The sequence below is a fragment of the Pseudomonas sp. IT-P395 genome (assembly GCF_949767675.1).
In the GTDB taxonomy this organism is placed as follows: Bacteria; Pseudomonadota; Gammaproteobacteria; order Pseudomonadales; family Pseudomonadaceae; genus Aquipseudomonas.
Genome location: NZ_CATKPW010000011.1, coordinates 224362 through 239338, shown reverse-complemented (window position 1 = coordinate 239338; position 14977 = coordinate 224362). Strand labels below are relative to the sequence as shown.

The window sequence follows — 14977 nt, the reverse complement described above, 5'->3', positions numbered from 1 at the left end:
GGTTTTCTCAGTCAACCTTGGACAGACCAGTCAGCCACTCGCGGCCCTTGAGCATGCCGTTCCAGTAGAACCACGGCAGCAGCGACGCCTTGAGAAACCACGCCGAACGCCGCGCCACTGTCGGGTCTATCGGGAAGGTCGGCAGCAACTTACCGGCATAACCGAACTCGGCGAGGATCACTTTGCCCTTCTCCACCGTCAGCGGGCAGGAGCCGTAGCCGTCGTACTTCAGCGGTAGCGGTTGTTGCTTGCGCAGGGCCAGCAGGTTTTCCGCGACCACCACCACTTGCTTGCGCACCGCTGCGGCGGTTTTTGCGTTGCTCGTGCCGCAGATATCACCGAGTGCAAACACTTCGGAGTAACGCGGGTGCTGCAGGCTGTGAGGGTTGACCTCACACCAGCCAGCCGCGTCAGCCAAAGGACTTTGCGCGATGAAATCCGGCGAAACCTGCGGCGGCACGACGTGCAGCAGATCGAAGGTTTTCGCCTCGCGGATGACATTGCCATCGGCATCCTTGATCTCGAACCACGCGGTTTTCGCCGGGCCGTCGACCTTGACCAGATTCGAATTGAACGCCAACTGCGCGTTGTACTTTTCGATGTACTTCATCAACGGCGGAACAAACGTCGCCACACCGAACAGCGCGGCGCCGGCCAGGTTGAATTCGACATTGATATTGTTCAGCGCACCGTTTTTACGCCAGTGATCGCAGGACAGGTACAGCGCCTTTTGCGGCGCGCCGGCGCATTTGATCGGCATCGCCGGTTGGGTGAACAGCGCTTTGCCGCCGCGAAGTTTCTGCACCTGATCCCAGGTGTACTGCGCATGCTGATAGCTGTAATTGGAGGTGACGCCGTGCTGGCCGAGGCTTTCCTGCAAACCTTCGATTTTCTCCCAGGCCAGACGCAGGCCGGGGCAGACAATCAGGTTCTGATAGCTGACGGTACGTTGATCATTGAGGGTGAGTTGGCGTTTGTCCGGGTCGATCGCGGTGACTGCCGCTTGCAGCCAGTTCGCTTGCTTTGGCATGACCTTGTTCATCGGCCGTGCGGTGTCTTTGACGTCGTAGGCACCACCGCCGACCAGCGTCCACGCCGGTTGATAGTAATGCTGGGCGCTGGGTTCGATCACGGTAACGTTCAGAGCCGGATCACGTTTGAGCAGACTGGCGACGAAACCGATACCGGCCGTACCGCCGCCGATGACCACGATGTCCGCACTGATGGATGGGCCCCAGTGTTGATCGTTCATTGCTTGTTCCTTTTGCTGCACGCAAGGATTTCTCAGCCTTCACACAAATCCATTGTAGGGGTTGTGTGTTGGCTGGCATTTATTGATGGCCGAGACTTTTCAGCACTGCCCCGCAATACAGTCCGGAGAGAGTTTTCATGACCTGAATGACTTCCGGACTGGCAAGGCCGTAAAAAATGTATTTGCCTTCACGACGGGTCGCGACCAGGCCTTCGTCACGCAAGATGCCCAATTGCTGAGACAGCGTCGGCTGGCGCACACCGGTCATCTTTTCCAGTTCGCCGACATTGCGTTCGCCCTGGGTCAGTTGACAGAGGATCAGCAGGCGATCCTCATTGGCCATGGCCTTGAGCAAGGCGCAGGCCTTGGAGGCCGAAGCGCGCAGTTGGGCGACTTCACATTCGGTCAGACTGGATTGCATTTGCACGATGCCTTCAAGGTCACTTAAGCTGCGAACATTATGTTTTTAGATAAAGTGTTGCAACCCATTTTCCTCGTTCAGGTTGGTGTCCATGCCCGCGCAGATTGAAGCTTTCCTCGACCCCGCCTCCTCGACTTACAGCTATGTGGTCTATGAAGCCGACGGCGGGCAATGTGCAATCGTCGATCCGGTACTCGATTACGACGGCGCCGCCGGGCGCACCTGCACCGCCCAGGCCGACAAAATCATCGCCTTCGTTCGCGCCCACAACCTGCAAGTGCAGTGGCTGCTGGAAACCCACGCCCACGCCGATCACCTGTCCGCCGCGCCGTATCTGCGCCGAGAGCTGGGCGGGAAAATCGCCATTGGCGAATCGATCAGCAAAGTGCAGAACGTGTTCAAGGCGCTGTTCAATCTGGAGCCTGAGTTCTGCGTTGACGGCTCGCAGTTCGATCACCTGTTCGCGCCGAACGAATCATTCAGGATCGGCAATCTCAAAGCCACTGCCCTGCATGTGCCGGGGCATACACCGGCTGACATGGCCTATCTGATCGATGGCGAGCAGATTTTGGTAGGCGACACCCTGTTCATGCCGGATGTCGGCACCGCGCGCTGCGATTTCCCCGGCGGCAACGCCCATCAGCTGTTCAACTCGATTCACAAAATACTGGCCTTCCCGGCCAGCGTGAAACTCTACGTTTGCCACGATTACCCGCCCGAGGGCCGCGACGCGCAGTGCCAGACCACTGTCGGCGAACAGCGCAAGAGCAATATTCATGTGCACGACGGCATCGATGAGGCAGCGTTCGTCGAGATGCGCACAAAACGTGACGCCGGGCTGGGCATGCCGACGCTGCTGCTGCCAGCGATTCAGGTCAATGTGAGAGCGGGGAATTTGCCACCGGCGGAGGAAAACGGTGTGGTTTACCTGAAGATTCCGCTCAATTCCCTATAGGAAAAAACCACCCGCCCCATTGCAGGATTATTTTTCCTACGAACACTGGCGACAGTGATGAACTGGTGAAAATCCTGTAAGCGAGCAGACTCCATTGGGCAAACATTCAATGGAGTTTTCGCAATATGGATATTCGTCGTAATCACCGTGACATGACCGCGCAACAGAAATCCGCATTCATCGATGCCATCCTGAGGCTGAAAAACAACGTCGACAGCGTCCTGCGCCCCGGACAGCAGAGCCGCTACGATGACTTTGTGCAGATCCACAAGAATTCGATGGGCCGGGGCAATCCGCTGGTACCCAATCCGCATCTGAGTCCGCTGTTCTATCCGTGGCATCGAGTTCTGATTCGCCAGTTCGAACTGGCCCTGCAGTCCGCCGCCAGTGACACGACCATCACCCTGCCCTACTGGAACTGGCAACTGACCGGAGCGGACAACCCCTTCACCTCGGACTTCATGGGGTCAAACGGTGACAACCTGCAAGATCAGCGTGTCACCAGCGGCGCGTTTTCCAGGGAGCACTCGCAATTCGATGTCAGGGTCTGGGACGAGGGCGTTGGCAACACCGGCATTCGTCGAAATCTGGGGGCAAGCGGCGCACTGCCCACCCCGCTGGATGTTATTTCGGCCCTGAACAGAACGCCTTACTGGATGAATGAAAGCGGCTGGGAAAACATTTCGGAAAGCCTTTTGCACAATCCGGTACATGCCTGGATTGGCGGCAGCATGGCACAAGCCTCCTCACCCAACGATCCGATATTCTTCCTGCACCACTGCTACCTCGACTTGCTGTGGGAGCGCTGGAAACATCAGCATGCTGGAACCCCAGGCTTTACCAATGAGGCTGGCTCGGCCACCAACGAAACCGTGCTGGTCTTTCATCCGGCCAATGAACTGGCGCCCTGGGAGCAAACCTTTACCGTCCAACAAACCCTCTATACCGCGGAACTCGATTACCGATATGACTACATCTGACTTCAGTTACCTAACGTCAGGCCGTTCGCTGGCAAGGGCAATGCAGTCTTGTAGCGCACCTGTTTGAGCGCAAAGCTCGATCGGATATTCGCCACACCGGGAACCTTGGTGAGGAAGTCCATCATGAAGCGTTCGAGCGACTGAATCGTCGGCACCAGGACCCGGATGAGGTAATCCGGGTCTCCGGCCATCAGGTAGCACTCCATCACTTCCGGGCGATCGGAGATCGCCTCTTCGAAATGCTGCAGCGCTTCCTCAACCTGCTTTTCCAGGCTGACGTGAATGAACACGTTCACATGCAGCCCCAGCAGATCAGCATCCAGCAGCGTGACCTGCTCGCGAATCAGGCCCAATTCTTCCATGGCCTTGACCCGGTTGAAGCACGGCGTTGGTGACAGGTTTACCGAGCGTGCGAGGTCGGCGTTGGTGATGCGCGCATTCTCCTGAAGGCTGTTGAGAATGCCGATGTCGGTACGGTCCAGTTTGCGCATGAGACAAAACCACCTGTTTTTTATGTTTATGCAGAATTTCTATCTGCAAATCGTCTCCAGCGCAACGAAACAGAGATAAATATTCTTCTTGCCCGGGCCTATGATTGTTGTAGGACAAGATTTCTTCTACCGAAGAATGACTGCCAGCTCACTACAAGAAATTCACAAGATCGAGCGTAGAAGCCATGACCCAAGCGTATGAACCGCTGCGTCTGCACGTCCCTGAACCCTCGGGCCGTCCAGGCTGCAAAACCGATTTTTCCTACCTGCATCTGACCGATGCCGGTACGGTGCGCAAACCTTCCATCGACGTCGAACCTGCCGACACCGCCGACCTGGCGCGTGGGCTGATTCGCGTGCTCGACGATCAGGGCAACGCCCTCGGCCCATGGGCCGAAAACGTGCCGGTCGAGATTCTGCGTAAAGGCATGCGCGCCATGCTCAAGACGCGCATCTACGACAACCGCATGGTGGTCGCCCAGCGTCAGAAAAAAATGTCGTTTTACATGCAAAGCCTTGGCGAAGAAGCCATCGGCAGCGCTCAGGCCCTGGCCTTGAACATCGACGACATGTGCTTTCCGACCTATCGCCAGCAAAGCATTCTGATGGCCCGCGAAGTGCCTTTGGTCGACCTGATCTGCCAACTGCTGTCCAACGAGCGCGATCCGCTCAAAGGCCGCCAGTTGCCGATCATGTACTCGGTCAAGGAAGCCGGTTTCTTCACCATCTCCGGCAACCTCGCGACCCAGTTCATTCAGGCCGTCGGCTGGGGCATGGCCTCAGCGATCAAGGGCGACACGAAAATCGCCTCGGCATGGATCGGCGACGGCGCCACCGCCGAATCGGACTTCCATACCGCCCTCACCTTCGCTCACGTTTATCGTGCGCCGGTGATCCTCAACGTCGTGAATAACCAATGGGCGATTTCGACCTTCCAGGCCATCGCCGGTGGTGAAGCCACCACCTTCGCCGGACGCGGCGTCGGTTGCGGCATCGCTTCGCTGCGCGTGGATGGCAACGACTTCTACGCAGTTTATGCCGCCTCTGCCTGGGCCGCTGAACGCGCCCGCCGCAACCTCGGCCCGACCATGATCGAATGGGTCACCTACCGCGCTGGTCCGCACTCGACCTCCGACGATCCGTCGAAATACCGCCCGGCCGATGACTGGAGCCACTTCCCGCTCGGCGACCCGATCGCCCGCCTCAAGCAACACTTGATCAAGGTCGGTCACTGGTCTGACGAAGAGCACGCTGCCGTCAGCGCCGAGCTCGAAGCCGAAGTGATTGCCGCGCAGAAACAGGCCGAACAGTACGGCACCCTCGCCGGCGGCCAGATTCCAAGCGCCGCGACCATGTTCGAAGACGTCTACAAAGAGATGCCGGAGCACTTGAAGCGCCAGCGTCAGCAGTTGGGGATCTGACATGAACGATCACAACAACAATATTCAGTTGGAAACCGCTATGACCACGACCACCATGACCATGATCCAGGCCCTGCGCTCGGCCATGGATGTGATGCTTGAGCGTGACGACAATGTCGTGGTGTTCGGTCAGGACGTCGGTTACTTCGGCGGCGTGTTCCGTTGCACCGAGGGCCTGCAGACCAAGTACGGCACCTCCCGCGTATTCGACGCACCGATCTCGGAAAGTGGCATCGTCGGCGTGGCCGTCGGCATGGGCGCGTACGGTCTGCGTCCGGTCGCCGAGATCCAGTTCGCCGACTACGTCTACCCCGCCTCCGACCAGATCATTTCCGAAGCGGCGCGCCTGCGTTATCGCTCGGCTGGCGAGTTCACCGCACCGATGACCCTGCGCATGCCATGCGGCGGCGGCATCTATGGCGGTCAGACCCACAGCCAGAGTATCGAGGCGATGTTCACTCAGGTGTGCGGCTTGCGCACGGTGATGCCGTCCAATCCGTATGACGCCAAAGGCCTGCTGATCGCCTCCATCGAAAACGATGACCCGGTGATCTTCCTTGAGCCGAAACGCCTGTACAACGGCCCGTTCGATGGCCACCACGACCGCCCGGTAACGCCGTGGTCGAAACACCCGCAAGCCCAGGTTCCGGACGGCTACTACACCGTGCCGCTGGACGTCGCGGCGATTACCCGTCCGGGCAAGGACGTCACCGTGCTGACTTACGGCACCACCGTTTACGTGTCGCAAGTCGCTGCCGAAGAAAGCGGCGTGGATGCAGAAGTCATCGACCTGCGCAGCCTGTGGCCGCTGGACCTGGAAACCATCGTCAAATCGGTGAAGAAAACCGGCCGCTGCGTGGTGGTTCACGAAGCCACCCGCACCTGCGGTTTCGGCGCCGAACTGGTGTCGCTGGTGCAAGAGCATTGCTTCCATCACCTGGAAGCGCCGATCGAACGCGTCACCGGTTGGGACACCCCCTACCCGCACGCGCAGGAGTGGGCGTATTTCCCAGGGCCGTCCCGAGTGGGCGCAGCGCTGAAACGGGTTATGGAGGTCTGAATGGGCACGCACGTTATCAAGATGCCGGACATCGGCGAAGGCATCGCAGAAGTAGAACTGTCGCAGTGGCACGTCAAGGTTGGCGATCTGGTGGTTGAAGATCAGGTGCTGGCGGATGTGATGACTGATAAGGCGATGGTCGATATTCCGTCGCCAGTGCACGGGAAAGTGATTGCGCTCGGCGGTCAGCCGGGTGAGGTGATGGCGGTTGGCAGTGTGCTGATCAGCATTGAGGTTGAAGGTGCCGGTAACTTGAAAGAGTCCGCCGCACCCGCGCCGGTCAAAGAAGCACCTGCGGCGCCGAAAGTTGAAGCTGTTGTTGAAAGTAAACCTGCTCCAGCCGCCCCGCGTCCGGCTGCTGTTTGCCAAGGCCCGATGGTTGCTCGTGAAGCGGACGAACGCCCGCTCGCTTCGCCAGCCGTGCGCAAACACGCGCTGGATCTGGGGATTCAATTGCGCCTGGTACGCGGCACTGGCCCGGCCGGTCGCGTGCTGCACGAAGACCTTGAAGCCTATCTGGCACAAGGTCAGTCCAACGTTTCAGCACCAGTCGCCGCCGCTTACGCCCAACGTAACGACGAAGAACAGATTCAAGTCATCGGCATGCGCCGCAAGATCGCCCAGCGCATGCAGGACGCTAACCAGCGTGCCGCGCATTTCAGCTACGTCGAAGAAATCGACGTCACCGCGATTGAAGAACTGCGCGCGCATCTCAATGAAAAACACGGCGCCAGCCGTGGCAAGTTGACCTTGCTGCCGTTCCTCGTCCGCGCTCTAGTTGTGGCCCTGCGCGACTTCCCGCAGATGAACGCCCGTTATGACGACGAAGCCCAGGTCATCACCCGCCTCGGTGCGGTGCATGTCGGCGTCGCCACGCAAAGCGATGTTGGCCTGATGGTGCCGGTGGTGCGTCATGCCGAAGCGCGCAGCCTGTGGGACAGCGCCGCGGAAATCTCGCGTTTGGCCAACGCCGCACGCAATGGCAAGGCCAGCCGCGATGAATTGTCCGGCTCGACCATCACCCTGACCAGCCTCGGTGCATTGGGCGGTATTGTCAGCACGCCAGTGTTGAACTTGCCGGAAGTGGCGATCGTCGGCGTCAACAAAATCGTCGAACGGCCGATGGTCGTCAAAGGCCAGGTGGTGATCCGCAAGATGATGAACCTCTCCAGTTCCTTCGATCACCGCGTGGTCGACGGCATGGACGCGGCCCTCTTCATCCAGGCCATTCGTGGCTTGATCGAACAACCTGCCACTTTGTTTGTGGAGTAAGGCGCGCATGCAATCTCTGAACACTACGCTGCTGATCATCGGCGGCGGCCCTGGCGGTTATGTGACGGCGATCCGCGCCGGGCAACTGGGCATTCCAACGATTCTGGTCGAAGGCCAATCGCTGGGCGGCACCTGCCTGAACATCGGCTGCATCCCGTCGAAAGCGCTGATTCATGTGGCTGAGCAGTTTCACCAGACCCAGCACCACAGCCAGCATTCGGCGCTGGGCATCAGCGTTGCCGCGCCGAGCCTCGACATCACTAAAAGCGTCGAGTGGAAGGACGGCATTGTTGATCGCCTGACCACCGGCGTCGCTGCCTTGCTGAAAAAGAACAAGGTTCAGGTCATCAATGGCTGGGCCAAAGTCATCGACGGTAAAACCGTGGATGTCGGCGACACGCGCATCCAGTGCGAGCACTTGGTGCTGGCCACCGGTTCGACCAGCGTCAATCTGCCGATCCTGCCGATTGGCGGGCCGATCATCTCCTCCACCGAAGCGCTGGCGCCGACATCCGTGCCGAAACGCCTCGTCGTAGTTGGCGGTGGTTACATCGGTCTGGAACTGGGCATTGCTTATCGCAAGCTTGGCGCCGAGGTCAGTGTGGTCGAGGCGCAGGATCGTATCTTGCCGGCCTATGATGCGGAGCTGACGCAACCGGTGCATGACGCGTTGAAGCAACTGGGCGTTAAGTTGTATTTGAAACACAGCGTGCTGGGTTTCGATGGCACGTTGCAGGTGCGCGACCCTGAGGGCGAAACCCTCAACCTGGAAACCGATCAGGTGCTGGTCGCCGTCGGCCGCAAACCGAATACCCAGGGCTGGAACCTCGAAGCGCTGAATCTGGATATGAACGGTTCGGCGATCAAGATCGACAGCCGCTGCCAGACCAGTATGCGCAACGTTTACGCCATCGGCGATCTGAGCGGCGAGCCGATGCTGGCCCACCGCGCCATGGCCCAAGGCGAGATGGTTGCCGAATTGATCAGCGGCAAAACCCGCGAGTTCAACCCGACCGCCATCGCTGCCGTGTGCTTCACCGACCCGGAACTGGTGGTGGTCGGCAAGACGCCGGACGAGGCTAAAGCTGCGGATCTGGACTGCATTGTTTCCAGCTTCCCGTTCGCCGCCAATGGTCGGGCGATGACGCTGGAGTCGAAAAGCGGCTTCGTGCGCGTGGTCGCTCGTCGGGATAATCATGTGATTGTTGGCTGGCAGGCTGTGGGCGTTGGCGTGTCGGAGTTGTCGACAGCGTTTGCGCAAAGCCTGGAAATGGGCGCGCGGCTGGAAGACATCGGCGGCACCATTCATGCGCATCCGACCTTGGGTGAAGCGGTGCAGGAAGCGGCGTTGCGTGCCCTCGGGCATGCGTTGCACCTGTAGCTGCGTTGATCGTTCCCACGCTCTGCGTGGGAATGCAGCCGGGGACGCTCTGCGTCCCAAAAGCCGAACGCGGAGCGTCCGATGAGGCATTCCCACGCAGAGCGTAGGAACGATCAAGCGTGGGAACGATCAGTGGAGCGAATTCCGGCTGCGAAACCGCTCAAGAATGAAGTATTGTTGTGCCCATCCAAAAAACGTCAGAAGCCTTGAACCGTTTCGACGGTTGTTCAGTGATAGAGGGTGTCATGGGTAACGAAAGCATCAATTGGGACAAGCTGGGTTTTGACTACATCAAGACCGACAAGCGCTATCTGTCGTACTTTCGCGATGGCGAGTGGGACAAAGGCACCCTGACCGAAGATAACGTGCTGCACATCAGCGAAGGCTCGACGGCCCTTCACTATGGCCAGCAGTGCTTCGAAGGCATGAAGGCCTATCGTTGCAAGGACGGCTCGATCAACCTGTTCCGCCCGGACCAGAACGCCCTGCGCATGCAACGCAGCTGCGCGCGTCTGCTGATGCCGACGGTCGACACCGAGCAGTTCATCGAAGCGTGCAAAGCCGTGGTTCGCGCCAACGAGCGCTTTATCCCGCCATACGGTACTGGCGGCGCGCTGTACCTGCGTCCGTTCGTGATCGGCGTCGGTGACAACATCGGTGTGCGCACCGCACCCGAGTTCATCTTCTCGATTTTCTGCATTCCGGTCGGTGCCTACTTCAAGGGCGGCCTGACCCCGCACAACTTCCAGATCTCCAGCTACGACCGCGCCGCCCCACAAGGCACCGGCGCAGCCAAGGTCGGCGGCAACTACGCCGCCAGTCTGATGCCGGGCTCGAAAGCGAAGAAAGCCAACTTCGCCGACGCGATCTACCTCGATCCGATGACCCACACCAAAATCGAAGAAGTCGGCTCGGCCAACTTCTTCGGGATCACCCACGACAACAAGTTCATCACCCCGAACTCGCCGTCGGTGCTGCCAGGCATCACCCGCCTGTCGTTGATCGAACTGGCCAAGACCCGTCTGGGCCTGGAAGTGGTTGAAGGCGACGTGCTGATCGACAAGCTGTCGGACTTCAAGGAAGCCGGCGCTTGCGGTACGGCTGCGGTGATCACGCCGATCGGCGGCATCAGCTACAACGACCATCTGCATGTATTCCATAGCGAGACCGAAGTGGGTCCTGTGACCCAGAAGCTCTACAAAGAGCTGACTGGCGTGCAGACCGGCGACATCGAAGCGCCAGCGGGTTGGATCGTCAAGGTTTGATCTGACGGCTGCTTATGTAGAAAAGCCCTCCACCGAGTGATTGGTGGGGGGCTTTTTTATGGCGCTTGGCGCAGTATTTGTGGCGTGCTTGAGATTCTTTCCCCCTCACCCCAGCCCTCCCGAAACGTCGGACCGCCCCCAGGGGGGCGAGGGGGAAAGGGAGGCGATTTTTGTGCTTTTCAAAACCTGAGTTCGACTTGATCGTTCAGGTCGATGTAGTACGCGAGAACACCTCGGTCGGCCCCCTCTCCCTACGGGCGGTCCGACGTTTCGGGAGGGCTGGGGTGAGGGTAAGCTCTTAGCTCTTCAAGGCAATCCGTTTACCTGCGCGACTGGCAATCCCACTCGCCTGCCCATTCTGCTGCTTGCCCATCCGCGCCTGCGTAATCAACCCTGGAATCAACTCCCCCTCCGGCAAATTCTTCCAGAACCGCGCCGGCAAATGCCCCTGCATGACCTTCTCGTTCAACCGCGCCGGATTGAAGATGTGGCTGTAATAGGTCAGCCACAGATCCCCATGAGGATCGTCGACATTCTGCGCCAACTGCTGCCATTCCAGCGGGCATTGACGCTGATGGATCAGTTGCTCGCCATCGTAATAAACCCCATCGCGCGGCGTGGCGATCAACCAGCGATGCCGGCCCATCCTCCCGATGAAATGCTCACTGGCGCTGTGCAGTATGTCGTGGGCCGGCTCATGCCACGCCACGTATTGCGGACCCGCGCTGGATGACGGCCGCTCGATGAAACGCACAAACGCATGCAGATGATGGGCTTCTCGATTCACTTGTTTGATCCGTCGCTGCAACTCACTGCCGAGTTTGTCACCGGCCATCATCGCCGTGCGGTCGCCGTGGCTGACGCGCCACAACACTTCATACAACAGGCTCCAGCGTTGATCGCCGCGATAGCGTGAGGCTTGTTCCAAGGTGTCGATCAGTGCACGTGGGATTCTCGCCATAAACGGCCCCTGCCCTTCAGGCACCGGCTCATCACTGGCAAACAGATCAGCCACGCCTTGCGAAGCCCAGCTCACCAGACTCGGATCGACTTCATGGCTCAGCAGCCAGCGCGCCTGCTGGCGCCACGTGTCGAACAAATCGTCGCAATCAAGATTGATCATCCCCACAGCCCCATCTGCTGCGGCATCGGCCGGTCGCGCAATTGCTGATAGAGCATATGGCTGGTGACCTCGGCCTGCTGCGGGTGGTAGTCGCTGGTGATGATGAACGGCTTGGCCTTGGCCAGCACGCAGCGCATGCGCGCGACGTCTTCGTAACGAATGCGCCGCTGGCGACGTAGCTCGACCAGACGTTCGGTGGTGCGCAAGCCGATACCGGGAATACGCGCGATCAAGGAGGCTTCGGCACGGTTCAGATCCAGCGGGAACACCTCGCGATTCTGCAACGCCCAAGCCAGTTTCGGGTCGATGTCCAACGCCAGATTGCCCGGTCCCTTGAGCAATTCATCAGCGCTGTAGCCGTAACTGCGCAGGAGAAAATCGGCCTGATACAAACGGTGCTCGCGCATCAGCGGCGGCGCGGCCAGCGGCACGCTTTTCGGGCTGTCGGGGATCGGGCTGAAGGCCGAATAGTAGACCCGGCGCAGACGGAAGTTGCCGTACAAGGCCTGGGCGCTGTGGAGGATGGTGCTGTCATCAGTGTCGTCGGCGCCGACAATCAATTGCGTGCTCTGCCCGGCTGGAGCGAATTTCGCCGAGCGCGGTTCGTTCAACACGGTCTGCACGCCGGTGTAGATGGTGTTCATCGCCTGCTTGATCGACTTGATGTCCTTCTCCGGCGCCAGCACTTGCAGGCTGGCATCGGTCGGCAGTTCGATGTTGACGCTCAAGCGATCGGCGTAGCGCCCTGCTTCTTCGATCAATGCCGGATCGGCTTCGGGGATGGTCTTGAGATGGATGTACCCGCGAAACTCATGCTCTTCGCGCAGCAGCTTCGCCACCCGCACCAGTTGCTCCATCGTGTAGTCTGCCGAGCGAATGATGCCGGAACTGAGGAACAGCCCGCTGACGCAGTTGCGCCGGTAGAAATCCATGGTCAGCGCGACGACTTCTTCGGGGGTGAAGCGTGCGCGCGGGACATCACTGGAGCGGCGGTTGACGCAGTACTGGCAATCGTAAAGGCAGAAATTGGTCAGCAGAATCTTCAACAACGACACGCAGCGCCCGTCCGGCGTGTAGCTGTGACAGATGCCCATGCCATCGGTCGAACCCAGCCCGCTCTTGCCCTCGGAGCTGCGCTTGGGCGCGCCGCTGCTCGCGCAGGAGGCGTCGTACTTGGCGGCGTCGGCGAGGATGCTCAGCTTGTCGATGATTTGCATAGCGCGGGCTCTATACTGTTTGCATATACAGTATAGGGTCGTCTGCGGTGATACAAGGTGGCAGATGCGCCCCTCGTCGGTCAGAAGCTGAAAATCAAAAGATCGCAGCCTTCGGCAGCTCCTACATGGATTGGGTAGGGTCGAGATTTATCGGGTGTACGCAACTCCTGTAGGAGCTGCCGAAGGCTGCGATCTTTTGATCTGCCCGTCTACCGGCCACTCAACACCAAACCGCGCGCTGATCTCCTTGCGCCCCAGCGCCGTCAACGCCAGCGCCCGACTGTCCAGATCCTGGGTCACCCAGTTGCGCTTCAACGCGGTCTGCAACAACGCCGCGCCTAGCGAGCCACCGAGATGCGGCCGGCGCATGCTCCAGTCCAGGCACGGGCAGGCAAATTTGCGGCGCAGCGTCGTCAAATCCTGCACGTCTATTCCCAAACCAAGAAACAACGCCTCGCCACTGTCACTCAAGCGATACGCCTGCTCGTCGGTTGCCACCAGCCAACCGGCTGCGATCAAGCGGTCATGCAGCATCACCGCCAGCGTCCCGGCCATATGGTCATAGCAGGTGCGCGCGAATTGCAGGCGATCCGGGGTGTGAGGCTTGAACGTCGGCGCGGCGTTCTGGCCAATCACCATCAACGCTTCCAGCGCCTGCGCCACGCGCTGATCGGCAAGGCTGTAATAACGATGGCGGCCCTGCACATGCAGGCGCAGCAGGGCCAGGTCCTTGAGTTTCGCCAAGTGCACACTGGCGGTAGAAGCGCTGACTTCGGCGATCGTCGCCAATTCAGTGCTGGTGCGGGCGTGGCCGTCCATCAGCGAACAGAGAATTTTGGTCCGCGCCGGCTCGGCGATGGCGGCAGCCACCTGCGATACGCCGATGTCTTGATGTTCTGCGTGCATAGTTCGCTCCCGGACGAATCGTCGTCGTTGCGCAGTGGAGATAGTAGCAACACTTTCCCCGCCGACAAGGATGCAAACCATGAACCCGATCAGCGCCGCAACGCAAGTCGATCCTTATCCCTACTACGCCGAACTGCGCGCAGCAGGTGGGCTGACGTTTCATCCGGAGTTGAAACTGTGGGTCGCCAGCAGCGCCCGCGCGGTGTCTGCGGTGTTGGCCCACGCCGATTGTCGGGTGCGTCCGGCGCAAGAACCCGTACCCAAAGCGATTGCAAAAGGCATGGCTGGCAAGGTCTTCGGCCAATTGATGCGCATGAATGACGGTGAGCGCCAGCGCTGCCCGCGTTCTGCGATTGAGCCTGAGTTGGCCGCGCTCGACCTTGAGGCCGTCGACAGACTGGTTGCCACGCGGCTGATCACAGCGGACGCCGACGGTGTGTACAAGGCAATGTTTCGAGGCCCGGTGTGCGTGGTCGCGGCGCTACTGGGTTTCAGCCCTGCGCAAGCGCGGGCGATCAGTGAATTGACGGCGGACTTCGTCGCCTGCCTGTCGCCGTTGAGCAACGACCTGCAATTGGCCGCAGCAGATGCGGCGGCCGAACACCTGCGCGGCTACTTCATCGAACTGCTCGCCGAACCTGCCAGCGATTTTCTCGGCGCGATCCAGCAGCGCTTTAGCGGCGATGAAGAAACCCTGATCGCCAACCTGATCGGCCTCTGCTCGCAGACGTTCGAAGCCTGCGCCGGCCTGATCGGCAACACGTTGTTGGCGCTACGTCGTCAGCCAGCACTGCACGGCGAATCCATTGAGGCGCTGCTCAGCGAAGTGCAGCGCTTCGACCCGCCCGTACAGAACACCCGGCGCTTTGTCGCCGCGTCCTGTGAGATTGCCGGTGTGCGGGTCGAAGCAGGCGATGTGATTCTGGTGCTACTGGCCTCGGCCAATCGTGATCCGGCGCTTAACGAACGACCGGAGGAATTTGTGCCACAGCGCGCCAACCGCCGCAGTTTCAGTTTTGGCAGTGGTCGGCATCAGTGTCCGGGGCAAGCGTTGGCGATGAGCATTGCCGGGGCGACGGTGAGGGAAATACTCGAAAACGGTACCGATCTGAATCGCCTGAACTGGCACTACAAGCCTTCGCTCAATGGGCGCATTCCGCTGCTCAGCGACGTGGGCGCCTGACAGTCCGCCTTCGCGAGCAAGCTCGCTCCCACAGGGTTATCGGATGTGCG

Annotated in this window: 14 protein-coding genes; 8 read left to right on the top strand and 6 right to left on the bottom strand. The window is 59.8% G+C overall.

The genetic code is table 11. The features are described from left to right. Positions 1-7: 7 nt before the first annotated feature. The gene (locus ACM6IN_RS09705; protein ID WP_414915872.1) at positions 8-1252 is read right to left on the bottom strand and encodes an FAD-dependent oxidoreductase; all 1245 of its coding nucleotides are present in this window, start codon (positions 1250-1252) and stop codon (positions 8-10) included. 79 nt (positions 1253-1331) lie between these two features. Then, entirely contained in the window at positions 1332-1673 is a 342-nt protein-coding gene (locus tag ACM6IN_RS09700; RefSeq protein WP_007915092.1) for an ArsR/SmtB family transcription factor, read from the bottom strand. A gap of 91 nt (positions 1674-1764) precedes the next feature. Here ACM6IN_RS09700 and ACM6IN_RS09695 point away from each other — a divergent pair, with 91 nt between their 5' ends. After that, positions 1765-2628 (top strand): MBL fold metallo-hydrolase, encoded by an 864-nt coding sequence (locus ACM6IN_RS09695; protein ID WP_414915871.1) that lies wholly within the window; start codon positions 1765-1767, stop codon positions 2626-2628. 125 nt (positions 2629-2753) lie between these two features. Next, positions 2754-3608 (top strand): tyrosinase family protein, encoded by an 855-nt coding sequence (locus tag ACM6IN_RS09690; protein ID WP_007915089.1) that lies wholly within the window; start codon positions 2754-2756, stop codon positions 3606-3608. A 2-nt stretch (positions 3609-3610) separates the two neighbouring features. Here ACM6IN_RS09690 and bkdR read toward each other — a convergent pair whose 3' ends face one another. Further along, complete coding sequence (bkdR, locus tag ACM6IN_RS09685; RefSeq protein ID WP_007915088.1) at positions 3611-4099, bottom strand: Bkd operon transcriptional regulator BkdR; 489 nt, start codon at positions 4097-4099, stop codon at positions 3611-3613. A gap of 185 nt (positions 4100-4284) precedes the next feature. Here bkdR and ACM6IN_RS09680 point away from each other — a divergent pair, with 185 nt between their 5' ends. The 5 genes from ACM6IN_RS09680 to ACM6IN_RS09660 all read left to right on the top strand — a co-directional run bounded on the left by ACM6IN_RS09680 (position 4285) and on the right by ACM6IN_RS09660 (position 10498). Beyond that, the gene (locus tag ACM6IN_RS09680; RefSeq protein ID WP_007915086.1) at positions 4285-5520 is read left to right on the top strand and encodes a 3-methyl-2-oxobutanoate dehydrogenase (2-methylpropanoyl-transferring) subunit alpha; all 1236 of its coding nucleotides are present in this window, start codon (positions 4285-4287) and stop codon (positions 5518-5520) included. A 1-nt stretch (position 5521) separates the two neighbouring features. Continuing rightward, positions 5522-6580, top strand: a complete 1059-nt coding sequence (locus tag ACM6IN_RS09675; protein WP_003224000.1) for an alpha-ketoacid dehydrogenase subunit beta — start codon at positions 5522-5524, stop codon at positions 6578-6580. Continuing rightward, positions 6581-7852 (top strand): dihydrolipoamide acetyltransferase family protein, encoded by a 1272-nt coding sequence (locus tag ACM6IN_RS09670; RefSeq protein WP_123376674.1) that lies wholly within the window; start codon positions 6581-6583, stop codon positions 7850-7852. Between the two features lie 7 nt (positions 7853-7859). Further along, on the top strand, positions 7860-9233 hold the full coding sequence (gene lpdA, locus ACM6IN_RS09665; RefSeq protein WP_414915870.1) for a dihydrolipoyl dehydrogenase: 1374 nt from the start codon (positions 7860-7862) through the stop codon (positions 9231-9233). A 245-nt stretch (positions 9234-9478) separates the two neighbouring features. Beyond that, positions 9479-10498 carry a branched-chain amino acid aminotransferase gene (locus tag ACM6IN_RS09660; protein WP_007915073.1) on the top strand — a complete coding sequence of 340 codons (1020 nt, stop codon included), beginning with the start codon at positions 9479-9481 and terminating at the stop codon, positions 10496-10498. Between the two features lie 298 nt (positions 10499-10796). On the opposite strand, the gene ACM6IN_RS09655 is transcribed toward ACM6IN_RS09660, so the two are convergent. The 3 genes from ACM6IN_RS09655 to ACM6IN_RS09645 form a co-directional block, all read right to left on the bottom strand. Further along, complete coding sequence (locus ACM6IN_RS09655) at positions 10797-11621, bottom strand: TIGR03915 family putative DNA repair protein (protein WP_007915072.1); 825 nt, start codon at positions 11619-11621, stop codon at positions 10797-10799. Next, positions 11618-12838 carry a putative DNA modification/repair radical SAM protein gene (locus tag ACM6IN_RS09650; RefSeq protein ID WP_134176637.1) on the bottom strand — a complete coding sequence of 407 codons (1221 nt, stop codon included), beginning with the start codon at positions 12836-12838 and terminating at the stop codon, positions 11618-11620. The genes ACM6IN_RS09655 and ACM6IN_RS09650 overlap by 4 nt, the downstream gene beginning before the upstream one ends. Positions 12839-12985: 147 nt before the next feature. Continuing rightward, on the bottom strand, positions 12986-13744 hold the full coding sequence (locus ACM6IN_RS09645) for an ArsR/SmtB family transcription factor (protein WP_414915869.1): 759 nt from the start codon (positions 13742-13744) through the stop codon (positions 12986-12988). A gap of 79 nt (positions 13745-13823) precedes the next feature. Between ACM6IN_RS09645 and ACM6IN_RS09640 the strand changes: the two genes are divergently transcribed. Beyond that, complete coding sequence (locus ACM6IN_RS09640; RefSeq protein WP_414915868.1) at positions 13824-14927, top strand: cytochrome P450; 1104 nt, start codon at positions 13824-13826, stop codon at positions 14925-14927. Positions 14928-14977: the final 50 nt, after the last annotated feature.

Excerpts from the sequence above, each read along its gene's own strand:
- ACM6IN_RS09705 (WP_414915872.1), bottom strand. The coding sequence starts at position 1,252 with ATGAACGATCAACACTGGGGCCCATCCATCAGTGCGGACATCGTGGTC.
- ACM6IN_RS09700 (WP_007915092.1), bottom strand. The coding sequence starts at position 1,673 with ATGCAATCCAGTCTGACCGAATGTGAAGTCGCCCAACTGCGCGCTTCG.
- ACM6IN_RS09695 (WP_414915871.1), top strand. The coding sequence starts at position 1,765 with ATGCCCGCGCAGATTGAAGCTTTCCTCGACCCCGCCTCCTCGACTTAC.
- ACM6IN_RS09690 (WP_007915089.1), top strand. The coding sequence starts at position 2,754 with ATGGATATTCGTCGTAATCACCGTGACATGACCGCGCAACAGAAATCC.
- bkdR (WP_007915088.1), bottom strand. The coding sequence starts at position 4,099 with ATGCGCAAACTGGACCGTACCGACATCGGCATTCTCAACAGCCTTCAG.
- ACM6IN_RS09680 (WP_007915086.1), top strand. The coding sequence starts at position 4,285 with ATGACCCAAGCGTATGAACCGCTGCGTCTGCACGTCCCTGAACCCTCG.
- ACM6IN_RS09675 (WP_003224000.1), top strand. The coding sequence starts at position 5,522 with ATGAACGATCACAACAACAATATTCAGTTGGAAACCGCTATGACCACG.
- ACM6IN_RS09670 (WP_123376674.1), top strand. The coding sequence starts at position 6,581 with ATGGGCACGCACGTTATCAAGATGCCGGACATCGGCGAAGGCATCGCA.
- lpdA (WP_414915870.1), top strand. The coding sequence starts at position 7,860 with ATGCAATCTCTGAACACTACGCTGCTGATCATCGGCGGCGGCCCTGGC.
- ACM6IN_RS09660 (WP_007915073.1), top strand. The coding sequence starts at position 9,479 with ATGGGTAACGAAAGCATCAATTGGGACAAGCTGGGTTTTGACTACATC.
- ACM6IN_RS09655 (WP_007915072.1), bottom strand. The coding sequence starts at position 11,621 with ATGATCAATCTTGATTGCGACGATTTGTTCGACACGTGGCGCCAGCAG.
- ACM6IN_RS09650 (WP_134176637.1), bottom strand. The coding sequence starts at position 12,838 with ATGCAAATCATCGACAAGCTGAGCATCCTCGCCGACGCCGCCAAGTAC.
- ACM6IN_RS09645 (WP_414915869.1), bottom strand. The coding sequence starts at position 13,744 with ATGCACGCAGAACATCAAGACATCGGCGTATCGCAGGTGGCTGCCGCC.
- ACM6IN_RS09640 (WP_414915868.1), top strand. The coding sequence starts at position 13,824 with ATGAACCCGATCAGCGCCGCAACGCAAGTCGATCCTTATCCCTACTAC.